We start from the raw sequence: 20,546 nt of genomic DNA on the forward strand, positions 1-20,546 counted from the left end.
TTCCTCCTAAACTAGATGCGTCCGAGCTCCTCCAGGGCGCGTCGGATGGATCCCAGCTCCCGGATCCGGGCGCTCATGCGCCGCTCCGTCTCCTCGATCTCCAAGGCCACCGCCAGGACTTCCGCGGCGTGCTCCTGGGGTACCACCACCACACCGTCCGCGTCTCCCACCAGGATGTCTCCGGGCCGTACCAGGACTCCTCCACACAGAATCGGGATTCCCCGGGCCAGGCTGGCGTAGCGTCCCACGGTGGTGGCGGGCACCACGCTGCGGGCGAACACGGGAAAGCCCAGCTGGCGGATCTCCTCCACATCCCGCACCCCCCCGTCCAGCACGGCTCCCCCAAGCCCCCGGACCACCGCCGCCGTGGCCATCAGTCCGCCCAGACAGGCGACATCCCGGGCGGGCGCAGGATCCACCATTCCGATCACGAGGATGCTTCCCGGAGGAGCGGTGTCGATGGCCTCCAGGGCGTGCTGCGGGGGCCCCGCCTGGAGACCGGGCCCCTCCAGGACCGTCACCGCGGGCCCCACCAGCTTTCCCGGTACCACGGGCTTGATCTCGTGGGACATGAAGCCCGGACGGTGCACCACCCGATCCACGGCATCCGCCACGGAGGGCGTGGTGATGGAACGAAATCCCTCGAGGATCTCCGACAGAGGGGCTTCCGGATGTTCTGCGGGGGACATCGTCATCCTCCTGGAGGTCCGTGCGAGATCCGGGGGATCCAGATTCCCACGTCCCCGGCTAGTGGGTTTCGTCCGTATTACGGACAAAAAGATCATTTTTGCAGCTCTACGGTAGCCCAGGCTTCGGATCCGTGTCAACGCGCCCCCCGAGGGGGACGCCTGTGGGCAGAAGGCGCACCTTGTACAATAGCCCCGTGGCGAGCTGGGTTCCGTGAGGGAAAGCGGAGGGATACGCGGTGGGCATTCGGGCGGTCCTGTTGGATGCAGGGCATACCCTCCTGGAGGGGCGACCCTCCTGGTTCGACATCTGGGAGGAAGCGCTTGCGGCCTTCGACGTGGCCCTCGATCGTGAGGCGCTCCAGCGGGCGTACGCGCGGGCGAGCGACCTATTTGCCCCGCTCGCGCCAGATCAGATCAACCCGGAGGTAGAGCGGCGGTTCCTGCGGGAGATGATCGCCCACCTGCAGGTTCCGGGGCGAGAGGAGGAGCTGGCGGAGCGCATGCATCGGATCCTGGCGGAGGTGCGTCCCGAGTACACCCCATACCCTGAGGTCCCGCGGGTCCTGGAGGAGCTGCGGCGCCGCGGGTACCGGCTTGGGGTGGTCTCCAACTGGGAGCCGGATCTGCCGGACGTACTGCGCCGGGTGGGGCTGCTGGACGCCTTTGAGGTGGTGGTGGCGAGCGCCGTGGTGGGGGCCGCCAAACCCGATCCCCGCATCTTCCGGGTGGCCCTGGACGCCCTCCGGTTGGAGCCGCACTTGAGCGTGCACGTGGGCGACTCCTACGAGGCGGACGTTCAGGGAGCCCGGGCGGCGGGGATCCACCCGGTTCTGCTGGATCGGGACTACGTGTATCAGCACTCCGATGTCCCCCTCATCCGGACCCTCGAGGAACTCCTCCCCTTGCTGGAGAAACACGCCTCCGGCGGCGGGAATGACGGTTGATCCGCTGATCTTCGGGATGGCCCTCGCGGGGCTCGGCATCCTCCTCCTGCTCCTCGTGCGTCTGGAGATCCGGCTGGCAGGCCTTGCCTCCGCCATCTCCCAGCACTCCGGAGATCCCCTGCGGAGGACAGCGGAGCAGTTGGGAGCTCTCCACGCCACCCTGGAAGGGGTGACCCGACAGGTGGAACGGCTGGTCATGGTGGAGCGCAGCCTGCTGGAGGTGGAAGAGGACGTGGGCAAGCTGGTGTCCGCCCTGCTCGGCCGGGGCGGGGGGCGGCTTGGCGAACGATGGATGGAGGCGCATCTGAGCTGGCTCCCGGAGGGCTGGATTCGGGAGCGGGTGCGCATGGGGGGCGGGGAGGTGGAGTTCGCCCTGGTGCTCCCCGGAGGCCTTCTGGTGCCACTGGACAGCAAGCTGGTGGCTCCGGAGCTCCTGTCCGCCTGGGAGGCCGCGGATGAGGTGGCCCGTCGGGAGGTGGAGCGGCGGCTGGTACGATCCGTCCGGGAGCGAGCTCAGGAGATCGCCCAACGCTACCTGCTGGACCCCTCCTGTGCGGGGTTCGGGGTGGCCGTGGTTCCGGATCCCGTCTACGCCCTGTGCCGCAGCGCCCTGCGCGACCTGGTCTCGGACCGGGTCGTTCTCGTACCGTACACCCTCCTGGCTCCCTTCGTGGCGAGTCTATACCTCCTGGGACAGCGGATGGGACTTGGCGGGTTGGGACAGGGGGAGCGCAGGCTGGGGGCGGTGCGGGATGCGGTGCGCGCGGCGGAGAGGGAACTGGAGCGCATGGGACCGGAGGTGGCCGCCGTCTCCAACCAGCGCGTCCGGGCCCTGGAGCACTTGCGCCAGGCGTCCCGGGCGCTAGAACCGAAAGTGGGAGGGGCGGAAAATCGTATGGAGGAGGGAGAACCATGAGGGAGGACCGAGCCCGTGTGCGCGTGGAGCGGGATTCCCTGGGCGAGATGGAGGTCCCCGCGGAAGCCCTGTACGGCGCCAGCACCCAGCGGGCCGTGCTGAACTTTCCCATCAGCGGCTTGCGGTTTCCCCGGGCCTTTTTGCGGGCCCTGGGGCTCCTCAAGCGGTACGCGGCGGAGGTCAACGGGGAGCTGGGGCTACTGGATGCACGGGTGGCACAGGCCATCGCTCAAGCGGCCCAGGAGGTGGCCGACGGGCGGTGGGACGACCAGTTCGTGGTGGACATCTTCCAGACCGGAAGCGGAACCTCCACGAACATGAACGCCAACGAGGTGATCGCAAACCGTGCCACGGAGCTCCTCGGGGGGCAGCGGGGCAGTAAGCTCGTGCACCCTAACGACCACGTGAACCTGGGACAGTCCAGCAACGACGTCATCCCCACCGTCATCCACCTTGCGGTCCTGATGTTGCTCCGGGACGAGCTCCGTCCAGCCCTGCAGGAACTCCTCCTGGCCTTTCGGCAGAAGGCGGAGGAATTTATGCCCATCATCAAAACCGGCCGCACCCACCTCATGGACGCCACGCCCATCCGGCTGGGACAGGAGTTCTTGGGATATGCCGGACAGGTTGAGCGGGCCCTGCGCCGTCTGCAGAAGGCGGAGGAGGAGCTCTGCGAGCTGCCGCTGGGAGGAACGGCGGTGGGCACGGGGATCGGGGCGCATCCGGAGTTCGCCCGCAGGGTCATTGCCCGCCTCTCGGAGGCGTTGAGGATGCCCTTGCGGGAGACGGACAACCACTTCCAGGCCCAGGCGTGCCTGGATGCCGTGGTGTTCTGTAGCGGTGCCCTGCGGGCGTATGCCACCGCCCTCATGAAGATCGCGAACGACATCCGGTGGATGGGCTCTGGTCCGCACGCGGGCCTTGCTGAGCTGGAGCTCCCGGCGGTCCAGCCGGGGTCCTCCATCATGCCCGGCAAGGTCAATCCCGTGATCCCGGAATCCGTGATCCAGGTTTGCGCGCACGTGCTGGGCAACGACCTCGTGGTGGCCGTGGGCAACTCCTGGGGAAACTTTGAGCTGAACACCATGATGCCCGTGATGGCCCACAACCTCCTGGAGGCCGTCACCGTGCTGGCCAACGCCAGCCGGAACTTCGCCCGGCAGTGTGTGGCGGGACTGCGGGCCACGGGCCGTGGGCCGGAGACCGTGGAGCGGGGACTCATGCTCGCTACCGCCCTGGCACCCGTGGTGGGCTACGACGCCGCGGCGAAGATCGCCCAGGAAGCCGCCCGGACAGGGCGCACCATCCGGGAGGTGGCTCGGGAGCGCACCGGCCTCTCAGAGGACGAACTGGCCCGAATCCTGGATCCCGCCAGGATGACGGAACCGGGCCGGGCCATGGCAGGGACTGGGGGATGAGGGAGGCCCCAGAAGCTTCCTTCTGGTCCGTGCTCTCCGGGAGACGGTCCGTGCGGTTCTACACCCCCGACCGCCTTCCACAGGGCGTGGTGGAGCGGTTGCTCCTGGCTGCCATCCTGGCCCCTTCTGCCCATAACGCTCAGCCGTGGCGGTTCGTGGTGCTCCAGGATCTGCGGACCCGTAGACGCCTCGTGGAGGCCATGGCCCGGCGGTGGGAACGGGAGATGCGGGAGCGGGGGATAGATGAGAAGGTAATCCAGGTGGAGGTGCGGTTCTCCCTGGAGCGCTTCACCGCGGCCCCGCTCCTGGTGATGCCCTGCCTCACCATGGAGGGCATGGATGTGTACCCCCGCCCCCACCAGCGGCGGGCGGAGCACACCATGGCCGTGCAGAGCGTGGCCGCGGCCATCCAGAACCTGCTCCTGGCGGCCCATGCCCTGGGGTTGGGAGCCTGCTGGTGCTGCGCGCCCCTGTTCTGCCAGGGACTCGTGCGCCGGATCCTCCGGTTGCCGCGCACTTGGGAGCCCCAGGCCCTCATCACCATCGGGTACCCCCGACACCACCCGCCCCTTCCCCCCCGGAAGGCCCTGGAGGAGGTCCTGTGGGTGATCTAGTAGTCCTCCTGTCCGGGGGTGGCGGAGGTGCAAAGCTCGCCGAGGGCTTGGCCGCTCTCCTGTCTCCGGAGCGACTGGTGATTGTAGGCAACACGGGGGACGACCTCGACTGGTACGGGCTGCGCATCTGCCCCGACCTGGATACCCTGCTCTATACCCTGGCCGGGGAAGTAGATCCACGGCGGGGATGGGGAATCCGGGGAGACACCTTCGCGGTTCTGGAGCGGCTCGCGGCGTACGGCGAAGATCCGTGGTTCCGGGTGGGAGACCGAGACCTGGCCACCGCTTTGGTGCGCACCGCCTGGCTCGAGCAGGGAATGCGGCTCACGGAGGTCATGCAGCGGCTTGGCCGGGCGCTGGGCGTGCCCTACCGGATCCTGCCGATGACCGATGATCCCGTGCGTACGATGATCCAGACGCCACAAGGGGAGATGGATTTCCAGACGTACTTCGTGCGGCGGGGCCACCGGGATTCGGTGCAGGGGATCCGGTTCGCGGGCATCGAGGAGGCCCGCCCAACTCCAGAGGTCCTGGAAGCCCTCGAGGATGCCGGGATCATCCTGCTCGGTCCTTCCAATCCGTTCGTGAGCATCGGTCCCATCCTGGCGGTTCCGGGAATCCGGAACGCCATCCGGCGCAGCCCCGCCCGAAAGGCAGCCATCAGCCCTCTCGTGGCAGGTCAGGCCCTCAAGGGCCCCGCGGACGCCATGATGCGGACCCTCGGCCACCGACCCGACGCGGTGGGGGTGGCAGCGCTCTACAGGGATCTCGTGGAGGTGTTTATCCTGGATGCTGTGGATGCGGCGTTGGCTCCCGAGGTGGAGCGGATGGGACTGCGGGCGGTGGTGGCCGAGACGGTGATGCGAACCCCGGAGGACCGACGGGTGCTTGCCCGGCACCTCCTGGAGATGATGGAAGTCCGAGAATAGCCGATGCGCGTTCTGATCCCCATCAAACCCTTGCGGGCCGCGAAGAGCCGGCTCGCCCCCGTTCTCCCATCCGAAGAACGGATGCGGCTTGTCCTCTGGATGCTGGAACGGGTGCTCCGCAGCTGCCGGGAAGCGGGAATCTCCGAGGTGTTCCTAGTGGGTGGAGATCCATGGACCACGGAGCTCGGTAGACGGTACGGGACGCGTTTCTTGCCGGAGCTGGGGCAGAACCTCAACCAGACCCTCGAACGGGCCCTGGCCCTGGTTCGGGGGGAGGAAGCGTGCCTGATCGTCGCGGCGGATCTGCCCTTGCTTCGTCCGGAGGAACTGGCTCGGATGGTCCGTCTGGGGAAGGCCTGGAACGCGGCGGTGCTGGCACCTTCCCGGGACGGCGGCACCAACGCCCTGCTCCTCCCCCCCGCGTCTGCCTGGACGCCCCGTTTCGGTCCCCACAGCGCCGCTCGTCACCGAAGCCAGCTGGTGGCCGCAGGCGCTGTCGTACGGGAGATCCGGACTTTGGGGCTGATGCACGACGTGGATCGACCCCACGACCTCACCGAGGCCGTACGGAGCCTCCCGGGGTTTCCCCTGCGGGAGTCCTTGGCCTCTTCCAAAACCGTGGTAGAACCCTCTTGAGGATGGTTGCAGGCCGTTTGCCTCGTATGCCTCTTCCCTGCTGTTGCCCCTTGTGTCCCCGGCGGGGGTAGGCGGGAGTCCTCTTCCGCCTAGCCTCCGCTCTCCGGCCTTCGAGAGTCCAACATCGGGGGGAGTGGAAGATGCGTATTTCGCGTTCGGTCGAGAGGAGGTACGGCTGCTGCCAGGAGCTCTTCCAAGAGGAGCGATCCCAGCCGGAAAACGTGCGGATTTCCCGCCGGACCTTCCTGACCTGGATGGTGCGGGCGGGGGTGATGGGGCTTGCGGGATGGGGTCTGCCCAGTTGGGGCCAAACGCGGAGGATTCGGCTGGGGCTGTGCGGACAGTTGCTGTGCGTCGTACCGTACGAGGTAGCCCGGTTCCAGAAGTACTTCGCGGACCAGGGGCTGGAGGTGGAGCTCGTGTACTTCCGGGGCGGAACGGCGGCCATGCAGGCGCTGCTCGGTGGAGCCGTAGACTATGCGGCCACCTCCTTCGACGTAGCCCTCGCGGCCTTTGCCCGAGGAGCTCGCATCGTGCGCTTCTTCTCCAGAGGTCGCCTGCCCCTGTTCGCCCTGGCCACCGCTCCGCGCACCGCTCCCGCGATCCGGGATCTCAAAGACCTGGTGGGCCATACCATCGGCGTCTCCGGGCTCGGCAACGCCGATCACGCTCTCGCCCTCTCCCTCCTGCGTCGGGCGGGGGTATGGCCCGAACGGGTGCAGTTTGCAGTGCTGGACCCAAACCTCTTTGAGGCTCTCTGGGTGGGGCATGTGGACGCGGGCATGGTACAGGAGCCTGCCCTGACCCTGATCGAGCGGGCGGGTGGTCGGGTGCTCGTAAACCTCATGGATCTCAAGCAGGCGGAGCGTTTCCTCGGGGGCCCGTATGAATTCATGGGAGTGGCGGTACGCCCCAATGAGTAATCCATCCGCCTGAAAGAGATGCAGGCCATCGCCCGGGCCCTTACCCGTGCGCTTCGCTATGTCCACTACGCAACTCCTAAGCTGGCGGTGCAGGCGCTTCCCCCAGAGATGATCGCAGGCGGCGAACGGGATCTTTGCGAGCAGGTATTGGCCCGGTACCGGCGTTCCCTGTACCCGCAGGAGGGCCGCATCCACCTGGACGCGGTGCGGCGGGTGGTGGAGGTCCAACGGCAGGCGGGGGTGTTGCAGGGTGAGGTACGCGTGGAGGAGCTGGTCTCCAACGAGATTGTCGGTGGCCTATGAACGCTGTGGAGGTCTTCGGGCTCACGGTGGACTATGGGGCTCACCGGGTGCTCTCCGAGCTCAATCTGAGGTACCGGAGGGGGCGTTCGTGGGCCTTGTCGGCTCCAGCGGATGTGGGAAGAGCACGCTTCTTCGGTGCATTGCGGGGCTGATGCGGCCCGTACAGGGGACTGTCCGCATTTTCGGCCAACCCCTGATCGGTCCTTCTCCGGCTGTGGGGATCCTGTTTCAGGAGGATGCTCTCCTGCCTTGGCGCACCGCCCAGGAAAATGTGGCCCTCGGGCTGCGGTTCCGGGGTACGCGCTGGGCTGATGCGCAGGAGGAGGCCCTCCGCTGGCTCGAGCGGGTGGGACTACGGGCATTGGCCCGGCACTACCCTTTCACCGACCGCGGGATCTGATGGGGCTGCGGGCCGATCCCCGCTTTGGTCAGCTCCTGACCCGGATCTGGGAGGACCTGCAACGGGAGGTGGCCCGGATGGGGTGGGAGAGCGTGGCATGAGGCGCGCAGGGGTTTACCTGGTGGGACTTATGGCTTGGGAGCTGGTGGCCCGGTTGCGGTTCGTGGATCCCATGCTCTTCCCTCCGCCCACGGAGGTGGCGACCGTCCTAATGGAGCTGGTGCAGAACGCGGCGTTCTGGGTGCATGTGCGTACGACCCTTTTGGTGTGTGGTGGTGTTCTTCGCTGTCTACACCGGCATCCGGGAGGTGAACCCGCGCTTGGTGGCCCGGGTGCGCACCCTCGGCGGGCGCCCTGCCGACGTGGTGCGGGAGGTGTACCTTCCCTCCCTGGCCGCGTGGCTGGTCAGCGGGCTTAAGGTAGCGGTTGGGTTTGCCTTTACGGGTGCGGTGGTGGGAGAGTTCGTGGCCGCAAGCCGGGGACTCGGATACCTCCTCTCCTTTGCCCAGAGCACTTACAACGCCCGCCTCACCCTGGCCCTCGTCCTCCTTGTGGTGGGCGTCGTTCTGGCCCTCTTCGGCCTGTTTGGGAGCCTCGAGCGACACTGGCTCCGCTGGAAACCGGAGTACCGACGCACGCTCTCCCCCGTGGAACCGAGCCCCCTCCTCCCCGCGGCTCACTCGCACCCCCCTTCGGCGCGTGGCGCTTTCGACGGCCAGGGAGAGGGCTGAACGCGTCCTGTGGCCCGCTTTCCCCTCCCCGGGGTGGGGTCGCCGTGATAAAATTTCATGATCGAGAGGCTATGGAGCTGCACCAGCTGGAGGCGTTCGTGGCAGTGGCCACTTTCCGGAGCTTCCACCGGGCTGCGGAGGCCTTATACCTCTCGCAGCCCGCGGTGAGCGCCCGGATACAAGCCCTGGAGCGGGTCCTGGGAAAACGCCTCTTTGAGCGGGACGGCCGGACCGTGCGCCTCACGGAGGCAGGGGAGGCCCTGCTCCCATACGCAGAGCGGGCCATCCAGGCGGTGGCGGAGGGCCAGCACGCGGTCCAGCAGAGCTCTGCCCGCGCCGCGGGTCCCCTCACCCTGGCCGCGGTTCCCACCATCTGCACCTACCTCTTGCCCGAAGTGGTGAAACGGTTCCGGCAGGAGTGCCCAGACTGCAAGGTCTTGATCCGCACGGGGCACTCCCGGGAGGTTCTGCAGATGGTGCTCAACGAGGAAGCGGAGCTGGGACTGGCGCGTTCCCTCTCCCATCCGCAGGTGGAGACCATCCACCTCGCCCAAGACCCCTTCGTCCTCGTGGTTTACCCCCGGCACCGGTTCGCCCGCGCGGGGCGGGTCCAGCTGGAGGAGGTGGCCAGCGAACCCCTCATCTTCTACGATCGCGGCAGCAGCGACTGGACCCTGCTCACCGCAGCCTTCCGCCAACGGGCTTTGCTCCCCAACGTGGTGCTGGAGCTGGATACCATCGAGGCGGCGAAGAAGATGGTGGAGCGGGAGGTGGGGATTTCCCTTCTCCCCAAGATGGCCATCCGTCGGGAGGTAGCGGAAGGAACCCTGATCCCGGTGCGGCTTGCAGGGGCAGACCTTCCCAAGCGGCACGTGGACCTTATCTACCTCCGGGGTCGAGGATTGGGAGAGCGCGCGCAGCAGTTTGTCCGCCTGGTCCGGCGCGTTCTCTCGGCCGCGGACGGGCGTCGGCTTGATAAACAACGTGCATGGACCACCCCGTTGACAGAGGCGGAGATGGGAGGATAGGGTAGGGGTAAACCCGAGGATCGGGACGCGTAGACGGACCTGGGGCCCTTGCAGAGAGCCGTGGGCAGGTGGAAATACGGTAGGGTCTGGGTTGGTCGAGTTCACCCGTGAGGGGCAGTCTGAACGATCCCGTGTTTTCCGCGGGATCTAGTAGGCGCTGACGGGAGTCCTGCCCCGTGAAGGCAGCAGGCGGGATCGGGCCGTGGGCCCCGTCCCGAGAGGGCCGCCGGAGGGTACTCCGGCGGAATGCGGGTGGTACCGCGGGAGCTCTTCACCTCCCGTCCCGGCCGGGACGGGAGGTGATCTTGTTTTGGGAGGGATGGGCATGATCGTGGTCATGCGACGGGACGCACATCCGGAGCAGGTGGAGGCGGTGGCCGTCCGAATCCGGGAAGCAGGATTGCGGGCTCACGTCTCCGTGGGAGACCTCCGGACAGTAATCGGGGTGATCGGGGATGACCGGACCAAGGAGCAGCTTCGGGGAATGTTGGAAGCGATGGAGGGTGTGGAGAAGGTGGTGAAGGTACTCCAGCCCTACAAGCTGGTGAGCCGAGAATTCCAGCCGGAGGACACCGTGGTGGAAGTCCGCGGGGTTCGGTTCGGTGGCAGTGAGGAACTGGTGGTGATCGCGGGGCCGTGCTCCGTGGAAAGCCGTGAGCAGATCTTGCATGCCGCGCGGGCGGTGCGGGAATCCGGCGCCCGCATGCTCCGGGGAGGGGCCTTTAAACCCCGCACCTCCCCGTATTCCTTCCAGGGGCTGGAGGAGGAGGGGCTGCGGCTTTTGGCGGAGGCCCGGGAGGCCACGGGGTTGCCGGTGGTTACGGAGGCCATGGACCCGCGGCAGCTGGAGCTGGTGGCGCAATATGCGGATATGGTGCAGATCGGGGCCCGGAACATGCAGAACTACACCCTACTCCGGGATGTGGGGCGCCTGCGCAAGCCGGTGCTCCTCAAACGGGGCCCCAGTGCCACCCTGGAGGAAACCCTTCTCGCCGCGGAGTACATCCTCAGCGAGGGCAACAGCCAGGTGGTCCTGTGCGAACGGGGCATTCGGGGGTTCGACAACCACACCCGGTTCGTGTTGGACATCGGAGCCGTGGTAGTCCTCAAGCAGCTCACGCATCTGCCCGTCATCGTAGATCCCAGCCACCCCGCGGGTAAGCGGGCCTATGTTCCGGCCCTGGCCCGGGCCGCGGTGGCCGCAGGGGCCGATGGGCTCATCGTAGAGGTGCACCCGGATCCGGAACGGGCCCTCAGCGATGGCGCCCAACAGCTGCGCCCCGGGGAGTTCTCCCACCTGATGCGGGAGGTGGCGGCCATCGCCCAAGCCATGGGACGCCTGCGGTCCCCGGTTCCCGCCGTTTGATAAGGAACCTCGATCGTCCTTCGGTTGACAGGGAGCCCTCTGGGCTGGTAGTAGAGAGGACAAAGCCCGCGGGCCGGAAAACCCGGGCCTGCGGTATAGCCTGGCGAGGAAGGGAAGGAGTAGGGACCGCGCACCGCACAGAGAGCCGGAGGAGGTGGAAGCCGGCCGAGGGCGGGTCCTGAAGCTCGTCCTGGAGCTACCGAGGGGAAAGGCGCTGTCCGAGTACCCTGGTCGTGGGCCCGCGTGAAGGGTTGGAGAGCCACGGGTTCCGTGGAGCTCTTGTGGAATCCGTGGAACTAAGGTGGTACCGCGGGGAGCTGGCCCGTCCTTAGGCTGGCTCCCCGCTTTTCGTTCGGAATCCGCAAGGAGGAGAGGACATGGCGAAAGCGATGGTGGACCGCACCACCCGGACACTCAAGGGAGCGGAGGCAGTGGTGCAGCTTCTGGAGGAACTCGGGGTCCGGTGGATCTTCGGGATTCCCGGGGGTGCCTCCCTCCCTCTGTACGACGCTCTCTACGATGCGCATGGGATCCAGCATGTGCTTGTACGTCACGAGCAGGTGGCCGCCCATGCGGCCACAGGGTACGCTCGGGCGAGCGGGGAGGTAGGGGTCTGCACCGCCACCTCAGGTCCCGGTGCGACCAACCTCGTCACGGGACTGGCGGATGCCTTCATGGACTCCGCTCCCGTCCTGGCCATCACGGGGCAGGTGGTGCGGCCCAACATCGGCACGGACGCCTTTCAGGAGGCGGACGTCACCGCCATTACCATGCCCGTCACCAAGCACAACTACCTGGTCATGGACCCTGCGGAGCTGCCCTGGGTGGTCCGGGAGGCCTACTACCTGTGTCGTGCCGGGCGTCCGGGCCCGGTCCTGGTGGACATCCCCCGGGATGTCCTGCAGGCGGAGATCCCCACAGAGCTCCTCCGGGCTCCGTTTGAGCCCCGCTACCAGCCGGTTCTGGACGGAGATCCCGCCCGCATCGCGGAGGCGGCGGAGGCTATCTCCCAGAGCCGGCGGCCCATCCTGTACGTGGGGGGAGGCGCCCAGGGAGCTTCGGAGCCCCTCGCGCGCCTGGCCCGCCGCTGCCGCATCCCTGTCACCGTGACCCTCATGGGCAAGGGCGCTTTCGACGAGACGGATCCCCTCTGTCTGGGCATGCTGGGGATGCACGGTACCGCGTACGCGAACTATGCCATCAACGAGGCAGACCTGGTGATCGCGGTGGGGGCCCGCTTCGACGATCGGGTAACAGGACGGCTCAAGGACTTCTGCCCGCATGCCCGGTTCATCCATATCGACATCGACCCCTCCGAGATCGGCAAGAACAAGCCTGCCCACATCCCCATCGTGGGCGATGCGCGGCGGGTGCTGGAGGTCCTGGAACCCCTGGTGCACCCTCCGGATCTCGAGGCGTGGTGGCGCCAGATCGAGGAGTGGCGTACGCGCTATCCCCTCCGGTGGCGGCCTGGACGGATGCTGAAACCCCAGCAGGTGATCGAGGCCATCTACCAGGCCACCCGGGGAGAGGCTCTGGTGGTGACGGACGTGGGCCAGCACCAGATGTGGGCCGCTCAGTACTACAAGTGCCGGCGGCCTCGACAGTTCATCACCTCCGGAGGACTGGGGGCCATGGGCTTCGGATTCCCCGCGGCCATGGGAGCGCAGTTCGCACGTCCGGAGGATCTGGTGATCGCCATCGTGGGCGATGGCGGATTCCAGATGACCCTGCAGGACCTCATCACCGCAGTGGAGTGGCGGTTGCCCCTCAAGATCTATGTGATCAACAACGGAGCCCACGGGATGGTGCGGCAGTGGCAGCAGCTCTTCTACAACGAGCGGTACTCCCACGTGTTTCTCCGCAACCCCGACTTCTCCCGGGTGGCGGAGGCCTTCGGGGCCGTGGGAATCCGGGTGGAGACGGAGGAGCAGATGCATGGGGCAATCCAGCGATCCCTGGAAGTTCAGGACCGCCCCGTGGTGGTGGACTTCATCGTGGACCCGGAGGAGAACTGCTACCCCATGATCCCCTCCGGGCAGTCCGTCAAGGAGATGATCCTCGGTGAGTGAGGCGCTGGCGGCTGCGGCCCGACCCGTATCGGAACGGCGTATGCTGTCCCTGGTGGTGGATAACGCGCCGGGTGTGCTCATGCGGATCTCCGCCCTCTTCCGGCGGCGAGGCATCAACATCCACAGTCTTGCGGTCTCCGTGACGGAGGATCCGAAGATCTCCCGGATCACCATGGTGGTAGACTGCCCCGCTGTCCGCATGGACGTGGTGCTGAGACAACTCCGCAAGCTCATCGAGGTGCATTGGGTCCGCGACATCACAGACGCGAAACGGACGGAACGGGAACTGGCCCTGGTGAAGGTGAATGCCTCACCCGAAGTCCGACACGAGGTCCTGGAAGCTGCCCGGGTCTTCCGAGCCCGCCCCGTGGACCTCACGGAGCGGACCGTCACCCTGGAGGTGACGGGAGGCAGTGAGAAGATCGATGCCCTGATCGATGTCCTCCGCCAGTATGGGATTCGGGAGGTGGTGCGCACGGGGGCCATCGCCCTGCTGCGGGGGACGGCTGTTACCTGATGTTCTGAGGAGGAGCCATGGCGCGGCTGTACTATGAACAGGACGCGAACCCGGAAAGGATCCGCGCCCAGCGCGTGGCCATCTTGGGGTACGGAAGCCAGGGACACGCCCATGCCCAAAACCTCCGCGACCAAGGCGTGGACGTGGTGGTCGGAGTACGGCCTGGTGGGAGCTCCTGGCGAGCGGCCCAGGCGGACGGGTTCCCCGTGATGACGGTGGCGGAAGCGACCCAGAGGGCGGACATCCTTGCGGTGCTCATCCCGGATATGGCACAGGCTGCGGTGTACCGGGCGGAGATCGAGCCATATCTGCGGCCAGGGCAGGCTCTTGTGTTCGCCCACGGGTTCACCGTCCACTACGGTCAGATTACTCCCCCAAGGACCGTGGACGTCTTCCTGGTAGCGCCCAAGGCTCCGGGCCACCGCATGCGGGAGGTGTTCCGGGAAGGTGGAGGAGTGCCGGGGCTTTTGGCGGTGCACCAGGACGCCACAGGGCACGCCAAGGAGCGGGCGCTGGCGTACGCATGGGGAATCGGGTGTCTGCGGGCCGGCGTTTTGGAAACCACCTTCCGGGAGGAGACGGAGACGGATCTCTTCGGCGAGCAGGCGGTCCTGTGCGGCGGCGTTTCCGCCCTGGTCCTGGCGGGCTTTGAGACCCTGGTGGAGGCTGGGTACCAGCCGGAGGTGGCGTACTTCGAGTGCCTGCACGAACTGAAGCTCATCGTGGACCTTATGTACGAGGGGGGGCTCCGGTGGATGCGGCACTCCGTGTCGGACACCGCGGAGTACGGAGACTACACCCGGGGACCCCGGATCATCGATGGCCACGTACGGCAACGCATGCGGGAGATCCTTCGGGAGATCCAGTCCGGGGAGTTCGCCCGGGAGTGGATCCGGGAGGCGGAGAGCGGTTTTCCGGGCTTCTACGGGCTGCGACGGGAAGCCGCGAACCATCCCATCGAGGAGGTGGGGCAGCGGCTGCGGGGGATGATGCCCTGGCTCAAGGCCAAAAGGCAGCCCACGCAGGTGGGAGGGGCGGAATGACGGACCGTGTGTACCTTTTCGATACCACCCTGCGGGACGGGGAGCAGTCCCCGGGCTTTTCCATGACGGTGCAGGAGAAGCTGGAAATGGCCCGATCGCTGGCGCGCCTGCGGGTGGATGTGATCGAGGCAGGCTTTCCCGCCAGCTCCCCCGGGGACCTGACCGCGGTGCAGCTCGTAGCGCGGGAGGTACGGGGTCCGGTGATCTGCGGGCTTGCCCGGGCCCACCCCAAGGACATCGAGGTGTGCTGGCAAGGGGTGCGGGAGGCGGAACGCCCGCGGATCCACACCTTCATTGCCACCTCTCCCATCCACATGGAGCGCAAGCTGCGGATGCGGCCGGACGAGGTGCTGGAAGCGGCCCGGGCCGCGGTACGCCTCGCGCGCCGGCTGTGCCCGGAGGTGGAGTTCAGCTGCGAGGATGCCACCCGCTCGGAGGTGGACTTCCTCTGTCGGGTCGTGGAGGTGGCCATCGAGGAGGGGGCTGCAGTTATCAACATCCCCGACACCGTTGGGTATGCCACGCCGGAGGAGTATGCGACCCTCATCCGAACCCTGCGGGAGAGGGTGCCGAATTCCGATCGGGTCATCTGGAGCGTGCACTGCCACGACGATCTGGGGTTAGCTGTGGCCAACTCCCTGGCAGGGATCCGGGCAGGTGCCCGCCAGGTGGAGGCCACCGTCAACGGGATCGGGGAGCGGGCGGGGAACGCGGCCCTGGAGGAGATCGTCATGGCCCTCCACGTGCGCCGGGACCAGTTCGGGGTATGGACGGGGGTGGACACCACGCAGATCTATCCCACGAGCCGCCTGCTGGTGGCCATCACAGGAGTGGAGGTACAGCCGAACAAGGCTATTGTGGGGGCCAACGCTTTCGCACACGAGGCAGGCATCCACCAGCACGGGGTCCTGAGCGACCCCCGCACCTACGAGATCATGACGCCCGCCTCCGTGGGAGTTCCTACCAACAAGCTGGTGCTGGGCAAGCACTCCGGCCGGCATGCCCTTGCGCACACACTCCAGCAGATGGGGTTCAGCCTCACCGAGGAGGAGCTCGAGCGGGTGTACACCCGGTTCAAGGTGTTGTGCGACCGGAAGAAGCGGGTGGAAGTGGGAGATCTGGTGGCCCTGGTCCAGGAAGGGGTGACGGCGCCTCCCGAGACGTACCGGCTGGTATCCTTCCGGGTCAGCACCGCGAGCGATGAGCCGCCCCATGCGGCGGTGCGCCTGGAGGTGGGAGGCCGTACGGTGGTGGCGGAGGCGACGGGGGACGGCCCCGTGGACGCCCTCTTCGCCGCCATCCAGGCCGCGAGCGGGCAGCGGGTGGAGCTGCTGGACTACAGCCTGCGCAGCGCCACGGGGGGGAGCGATGCGTTGGGGGAGGCGGTGTGCCGGCTTCGGGGGGGAGATCGGGTGGCCACGGGTCGGGGCAGCAGCACGGATGTGCTGGAAGCCAGTGCCCTGGCGTACCTCGCGGCCCTGAACAAGCTCATAGAGCACCTTCCTCAGCCTCGCCGGGCCCCCACGCAGACCGCGGTGGGATAGGAGGGGGATGCATGGGGATGACCATTACGGAGAAGATCCTGGCCCGGCACGCGGATCTCCCTGCGGTGAAGCCCGGAGATCTGGTGGAGTGCCGGGTGGACATGCTGTTCGCCAACGACATCACCGCGCCGCTGGCGATTCAGCAGTTTGAGCGCATCGGGGTGGATCGCGTGTTCGACCCGGATCGGGTGGCCTTCGTGCTTGACCACTATTCCCCTGCCAAGGACATCGCGAGTGCGGAGCAATGCCGTATCACCCGGGAGTTCGTGCGCAAGCACAGACTCCCGCACTTCTACGACGTGGGCCGGGCGGGGGTTGCCCACGTCCTCCTGGCGGAAGAGGGGTTCGTGCTGCCCGGGGAGCTCTTCGTGGGCGCTGACTCCCACACCTGCAACCATGGAGCCCTGGGAGCCTTTGCCACGGGAGTGGGGAGCTCAGACCTGGCGGCAGCCATGGCCACGGGCCGGCTGTGGTTTCGGGTGCCGCACACCCTGAAGTTCGTGTTCAAGGGAACCCTGCGGCCCTGGGTCACGGGGAAGGATCTGGTACTCCGTATCATTGGGGACATCGGGGTGGATGGGGCCCGGTATGCGGCCATGGAGTTCAGCGGACCGGTGCTGCAGCAGCTCAGCTTGGACGAGCGCTTCTCCATCACCAACATGGCGGTGGAGGCGGGCGCCAAGAACGGGATCATGGAGCCGGACGAGGTGGTGCTGGAGTGGGTACGGCCCCGAGCCCGGCGACCGTTCGTACCCGTGTTTGGGGATCCCGACGCGGAGTACGCGTCGGTGTACGAGTACGACGTGACGGACATGGAGCCCGTGGTGGCGGCACCTCCGTCTCCGGACAACGTGGTCCCGGTGACGGAGGTCCGGGGGGTTCGGGTGGACCAGTGCTTCATTGGCACCTGCACCAATGGCCGGATCGAGGATCTGAGACAGGCCGCCCGGGTGCTGGCGGGACGTCGGGTACATCCGGATGTGCGGCTCATCGTCATCCCCGCCACCCCACACATCTACCGACAGGCTCTCGAGGAGGGCCTTCTCCAGATCTTTCTGGAGGCGGGGGCAGCAGTGAGCACCGCTACGTGCGGGCCGTGCATCGGAGGCCACATGGGCGTGCTGGCAGACGGTGAGGTGTGCGTGTCCACCAGCAGCCGCAACTTCATTGGCCGGATGGGACATCGCGGAAGCCGTGTGTACCTCTCCAATGCCGCGGTGGCGGCAGCGGCTGCGGTGGCGGGGAGGATCGTGCACCCCGCAGAGGTGGTGGGAAGTCCTGTGGCGGTGTGAAAGGGGAGGAAGAAGGAAGATGGAGTTTCAAGGCCGGGCGCACCGACTGGGCGATCACATCGATACGGATCTCATCATCGCGGGGCGATATCTGGTGACCACAGACTCTCAGAAGCTCGCGGAGCACCTGTTCGAGGACCTGGATCCAGGTCTTCGATCCCGGATCCGACCGGGCGACATCCTGGTGGCGGGGGAGAACTTTGGGCAGGGGAGTTCCCGGGAACACGCGCCCCTGGCCATCCTGGGAGCAGGGGTGCGGGTGGTGGTGGCCGCCAGCTTCGCCCGCATCTTCTACCGCAACGCGTTCAACAACGGCTTGGTGCTCCTGGAGTGCCCTGAGGCGGCCCGGTCCGTCCAGGATGGAGACGAGCTGCGGATCGTACTGGAAACAGGGGAGATCCACAACCTCACCCGGAACGAGGTGTATCGGGCACGCCCCATTCCTCCCTTTATGCGGCAGCTGGTGGAAGCGGGGGGCCTGATCCCGTACGTCCAACAGCGTTTGGGGATCCTCCGGTAGCATGGAGCGGATCGAGATCTACGACACCACCTTGCGGGACGGAACCCAGAGCGCGGGCGTGGAGTTCTCCGCGGAGGACAAGCTGCGCTGCGCCCGGGCCCTGGACCAGCTGGGCGTGGATTTCATCGAGGGGGGGTGGCCCGGGAGCAACCCCCGCGACTTGGAGTTCTTTCGCCTGGCCCGCGGGATCCCGTGGCGGTTCGCACACATCGTGGCCTTCGGGAGCACCCGCCGGGCGGGCCTGGAGGCCCATGCGGATCCCAACCTGCGGGCCCTTCTCGAGGCAGGGACGGAGTGGGTGACCATTTTTGGGAAGAGCTGGGACCTGCACGTCCACAAGGCCCTGCGTACCACCCTGGAGGAGAACCTCCGGATGATCTCGGACTCCGTACGGTACCTGCGGGTCCAGGGCAGGCGGGTGATCTACGATGCGGAGCACTTCTTCGACGGGTTCTACGCGAATCCGGAGTACGCCCTGGCAACGGTGCGGGCTGCCGCGGAGGCCGGAGCAGACCGAATCGTGCTATGCGATACCAACGGGGGGCGGCTTCCGCACGAGATCGGCCCCGTGGTACGCACGGTGCAAGAGCGCCTCCCCATCCCTCTGGGCATCCACACCCACAACGATGCGGGCTGCGCGGTGGCCAACACGGTGGAGGCGGTTCGCGCGGGCTGCGTGCACGTTCAGGGGACGATCAACGGGTACGGGGAGCGGTGCGGAAACGCGGATCTGTGCGTGGTCATCCCGAATCTGGTTCTCAAACTGGGGTATACGTGCCTCCAGCCGGGGGCCCTCACGCGCCTCGTACACATCAGCCACCTGGTGGCGGAGTTAGCCAACCTCCCTCCGGATGACTACCAGCCGTATGTGGGGAGAAACGCCTTTGCCCACAAGGGGGGCGTACACGGGAGTGCGGTGCGGGCGGACCCTGCCACCTACGAGCACGTGGACCCGGAGCAGGTCGGGAACCGTCGCCGGTTTGTAGTCTCCGATCTCTCAGGCCGGGCCAACATCGTGAGCAAGGCGGAGGAGCTAGGGCTCCGGCTGGATCCCCGTAGTCCTGCCACCGCCCGTCTCCTGGAGCAGGTGAAGTGGCTGGAGTACACCGGGTACCAGTTCGAGGGCGCAGAAGCTTCCTTCGAACTGCTGGCTCGTCGGCTTTTGGGGGAGCCGGTGGATGGCTTTGAGGCGGGCCCCTTCCTGGTGGTAGTGCACCGGGAGGACGGGCAGGCCCGGGCGGAGGCCACGGTGCGGGTGCGGGTTGGGGGTGTAGAGGAGCACACCGCCGCGGAAGGAAACGGTCCCGTGCATGCCCTGGACCGGGCTCTGCGGAAGGCCTTGGAGCGGTTCTACCCGGAGATCCGGCAGATCCGGCTGGTGGACTACAAGGTACGGGTGCTGAACGCGGAGGCGGCGACCGCCGCCCGGGTGCGGGTTCTCATCCAGTCCACGGACGGCGTGGAGCAGTGGGGGACGGTGGGGGTTTCGGAGAACGTGGTGGAGGCCAGCTGGATCGCCCTGGTGGACAGTCTGAACTACGCCCTCTGGAGGGGTCGCACCCGGATTCAGCCCGTCCCAGAAACCTCTGATGCGTGAGTTTCGGGTTCTCCTGCTGGGCGGGGATGGAATCGGACCGGAGGTCACCGCGGAGGCGGTGCGGGTCCTGGAGGCGGTCGCCCGGCGGTGGGCGGTCCGCTTCCGGTTCGAGGAGGCACCCGTGGGAGGGGTTGCCATTGACAGCTACGGAGACCCGTTGCCCCCCCTAACCCGCAACAAGCTCCGGGAGGTGGATGCGGTGCTGCTGGGGGCTGTGGGGGGGCCCAGGTGGGACCAGGGGGAGAAGCGGCCGGAGGCGGGACTGCTTGAACTCCGCAGGCTCCTTGGCGTGTACGCGAACCTCCGCCCCGCGGTCCTGTTCCATGGCCTCGAAGGGTGCTCCCCGCTCCGGCCGGAGGTGGTGCGGGGCACGGACCTGTTGTTGGTCCGGGAGCTCACGGGGGGGTTGTACTTCGGGGAACCCAAGTTCCGAACGGAGGTCCGGGCGGTGGATACCATGGCCTACTCCGCGGAGGAGGTAGCCCGGGTGGCGCGGGTAGCCTTCCGGGCCGCGGCACGCAGGCGTGGGGTGGTGCACTCCGTGGACAAGGCGAACGTGCTGGAGACCTCCCGGCTCTGGCGGGAGACGGTCTCCCGGGTGGCCCGGGAGTTTCCCGGGGTGAAGCTGCACCATATGCTGGTGGACACCTGCGCGATGGAGCTGGTGCGTCGACCCACCGCCTTCGATGTCGTCCTCACGGAGAACACCTTCGGGGACATCCTCAGCGACGAAGCCGCCGCGGTGGTGGGCTCCATCGGCCTGCTGCCCTCCGCGAGTCTGGGAGACCGTCCTCCCTTCCTGTACGAGCCTGTGCATGGATCCGCGCCGGACATCGCGGGGAAGGGGATGGCCAACCCCGTGGGGGCCATTCTCAGTGCGGCTATGATGCTCCGGTACTCCTTTGGGATGGAGGAGGCAGCCGCGACGGTGGAGCGGGCCACGGAGCTGGCGCTTCAGGAGGGGGTACGGCCCGCGGACCTGGGGGGGACCGCCTCCACGGAGGAGGTGGGACGGGCCATCGCGGCACGCGTCGTCCGGAACTCGGAGTGAGGGCAGGAGGGAC

At 67.2% G+C, this 20,546-nt stretch carries 21 protein-coding genes; 20 read left to right on the forward strand and 1 reads right to left on the reverse strand.

Translation table 11 applies throughout. The annotated features are described in order from the left end of the window. Positions 1–11: 11 nt before the first annotated feature. Positions 12–689 carry an RraA family protein gene (locus N0A24_04075; protein MCS7172574.1) on the reverse strand — a complete coding sequence of 226 codons (678 nt, stop codon included), beginning with the start codon at positions 687–689 and terminating at the stop codon, positions 12–14. Between the two features lie 236 nt (positions 690–925). On the opposite strand from N0A24_04075, the gene N0A24_04080 reads away from it, so the two are divergent. The 20 genes from N0A24_04080 (at position 926) to leuB (ending at position 20,533) form a co-directional block, all read left to right on the forward strand. Beyond that, positions 926–1,633 carry an HAD-IA family hydrolase gene (locus tag N0A24_04080; GenBank protein ID MCS7172575.1) on the forward strand — a complete coding sequence of 236 codons (708 nt, stop codon included), beginning with the start codon at positions 926–928 and terminating at the stop codon, positions 1,631–1,633. Continuing rightward, positions 1,623–2,549, forward strand: coding sequence for a DNA recombination protein RmuC (locus N0A24_04085; GenBank protein MCS7172576.1), 927 nt, complete (start codon positions 1,623–1,625; stop codon positions 2,547–2,549). The genes N0A24_04080 and N0A24_04085 overlap by 11 nt, the downstream gene beginning before the upstream one ends. Then, complete coding sequence (locus N0A24_04090; protein ID MCS7172577.1) at positions 2,546–3,967, forward strand: class II fumarate hydratase; 1,422 nt, start codon at positions 2,546–2,548, stop codon at positions 3,965–3,967. Before N0A24_04085 ends, N0A24_04090 begins: the two co-directional genes overlap by 4 nt. Continuing rightward, on the forward strand, positions 3,964–4,581 hold the full coding sequence (locus tag N0A24_04095; GenBank protein MCS7172578.1) for a nitroreductase family protein: 618 nt from the start codon (positions 3,964–3,966) through the stop codon (positions 4,579–4,581). Before N0A24_04090 ends, N0A24_04095 begins: the two co-directional genes overlap by 4 nt. Further along, entirely contained in the window at positions 4,569–5,510 is a 942-nt protein-coding gene (cofD, locus tag N0A24_04100) for a 2-phospho-L-lactate transferase (GenBank protein ID MCS7172579.1), read from the forward strand. Before N0A24_04095 ends, cofD begins: the two co-directional genes overlap by 13 nt. 3 nt (positions 5,511–5,513) lie before the next feature. Beyond that, positions 5,514–6,146 carry a 2-phospho-L-lactate guanylyltransferase gene (cofC, locus tag N0A24_04105; GenBank protein MCS7172580.1) on the forward strand — a complete coding sequence of 211 codons (633 nt, stop codon included), beginning with the start codon at positions 5,514–5,516 and terminating at the stop codon, positions 6,144–6,146. A gap of 221 nt (positions 6,147–6,367) precedes the next feature. After that, positions 6,368–7,069 (forward strand): ABC transporter substrate-binding protein, encoded by a 702-nt coding sequence (locus N0A24_04110; protein ID MCS7172581.1) that lies wholly within the window; start codon positions 6,368–6,370, stop codon positions 7,067–7,069. A gap of 18 nt (positions 7,070–7,087) precedes the next feature. After that, positions 7,088–7,372 carry a hypothetical protein gene (locus tag N0A24_04115; protein ID MCS7172582.1) on the forward strand — a complete coding sequence of 95 codons (285 nt, stop codon included), beginning with the start codon at positions 7,088–7,090 and terminating at the stop codon, positions 7,370–7,372. An 88-nt stretch (positions 7,373–7,460) separates the two neighbouring features. Beyond that, on the forward strand, positions 7,461–7,772 hold the full coding sequence (locus N0A24_04120) for an ATP-binding cassette domain-containing protein (protein ID MCS7172583.1): 312 nt from the start codon (positions 7,461–7,463) through the stop codon (positions 7,770–7,772). Between the two features lie 275 nt (positions 7,773–8,047). Continuing rightward, positions 8,048–8,503 carry an ABC transporter permease subunit gene (locus N0A24_04125; protein ID MCS7172584.1) on the forward strand — a complete coding sequence of 152 codons (456 nt, stop codon included), beginning with the start codon at positions 8,048–8,050 and terminating at the stop codon, positions 8,501–8,503. A 71-nt stretch (positions 8,504–8,574) separates the two neighbouring features. Beyond that, on the forward strand, positions 8,575–9,531 hold the full coding sequence (locus N0A24_04130) for a LysR family transcriptional regulator (GenBank protein MCS7172585.1): 957 nt from the start codon (positions 8,575–8,577) through the stop codon (positions 9,529–9,531). Between the two features lie 325 nt (positions 9,532–9,856). Beyond that, entirely contained in the window at positions 9,857–10,897 is a 1,041-nt protein-coding gene (gene aroF, locus N0A24_04135; GenBank protein MCS7172586.1) for a 3-deoxy-7-phosphoheptulonate synthase, read from the forward strand. 377 nt (positions 10,898–11,274) lie between these two features. Then, positions 11,275–12,969 carry a biosynthetic-type acetolactate synthase large subunit gene (gene ilvB / locus N0A24_04140; protein MCS7172587.1) on the forward strand — a complete coding sequence of 565 codons (1,695 nt, stop codon included), beginning with the start codon at positions 11,275–11,277 and terminating at the stop codon, positions 12,967–12,969. Between the two features lie 40 nt (positions 12,970–13,009). After that, positions 13,010–13,486 carry an acetolactate synthase small subunit gene (gene ilvN, locus N0A24_04145; GenBank protein ID MCS7172588.1) on the forward strand — a complete coding sequence of 159 codons (477 nt, stop codon included), beginning with the start codon at positions 13,010–13,012 and terminating at the stop codon, positions 13,484–13,486. 17 nt (positions 13,487–13,503) lie between these two features. Continuing rightward, positions 13,504–14,529, forward strand: a complete 1,026-nt coding sequence (gene ilvC, locus N0A24_04150; protein MCS7172589.1) for a ketol-acid reductoisomerase — start codon at positions 13,504–13,506, stop codon at positions 14,527–14,529. Continuing rightward, positions 14,526–16,073 (forward strand): 2-isopropylmalate synthase, encoded by a 1,548-nt coding sequence (locus N0A24_04155; GenBank protein ID MCS7172590.1) that lies wholly within the window; start codon positions 14,526–14,528, stop codon positions 16,071–16,073. The genes ilvC and N0A24_04155 overlap by 4 nt, the downstream gene beginning before the upstream one ends. A gap of 11 nt (positions 16,074–16,084) precedes the next feature. Continuing rightward, positions 16,085–17,365 (forward strand): 3-isopropylmalate dehydratase large subunit, encoded by a 1,281-nt coding sequence (gene leuC, locus N0A24_04160; protein ID MCS7172591.1) that lies wholly within the window; start codon positions 16,085–16,087, stop codon positions 17,363–17,365. A gap of 19 nt (positions 17,366–17,384) precedes the next feature. Then, the gene (locus tag N0A24_04165; protein ID MCS7172592.1) at positions 17,385–17,885 is read left to right on the forward strand and encodes a 3-isopropylmalate dehydratase small subunit; all 501 of its coding nucleotides are present in this window, start codon (positions 17,385–17,387) and stop codon (positions 17,883–17,885) included. A 1-nt stretch (position 17,886) separates the two neighbouring features. Beyond that, positions 17,887–19,482 (forward strand): citramalate synthase, encoded by a 1,596-nt coding sequence (cimA, locus tag N0A24_04170; protein ID MCS7172593.1) that lies wholly within the window; start codon positions 17,887–17,889, stop codon positions 19,480–19,482. Then, positions 19,475–20,533 carry a 3-isopropylmalate dehydrogenase gene (gene leuB / locus N0A24_04175; protein ID MCS7172594.1) on the forward strand — a complete coding sequence of 353 codons (1,059 nt, stop codon included), beginning with the start codon at positions 19,475–19,477 and terminating at the stop codon, positions 20,531–20,533. The genes cimA and leuB overlap by 8 nt, the downstream gene beginning before the upstream one ends. Positions 20,534–20,546 lie beyond the last annotated feature (13 nt).

The organism is Armatimonadota bacterium (assembly GCA_025059775.1).
GTDB lineage: Bacteria > Sysuimicrobiota > Sysuimicrobiia > Sysuimicrobiales > Sysuimicrobiaceae > Sysuimicrobium.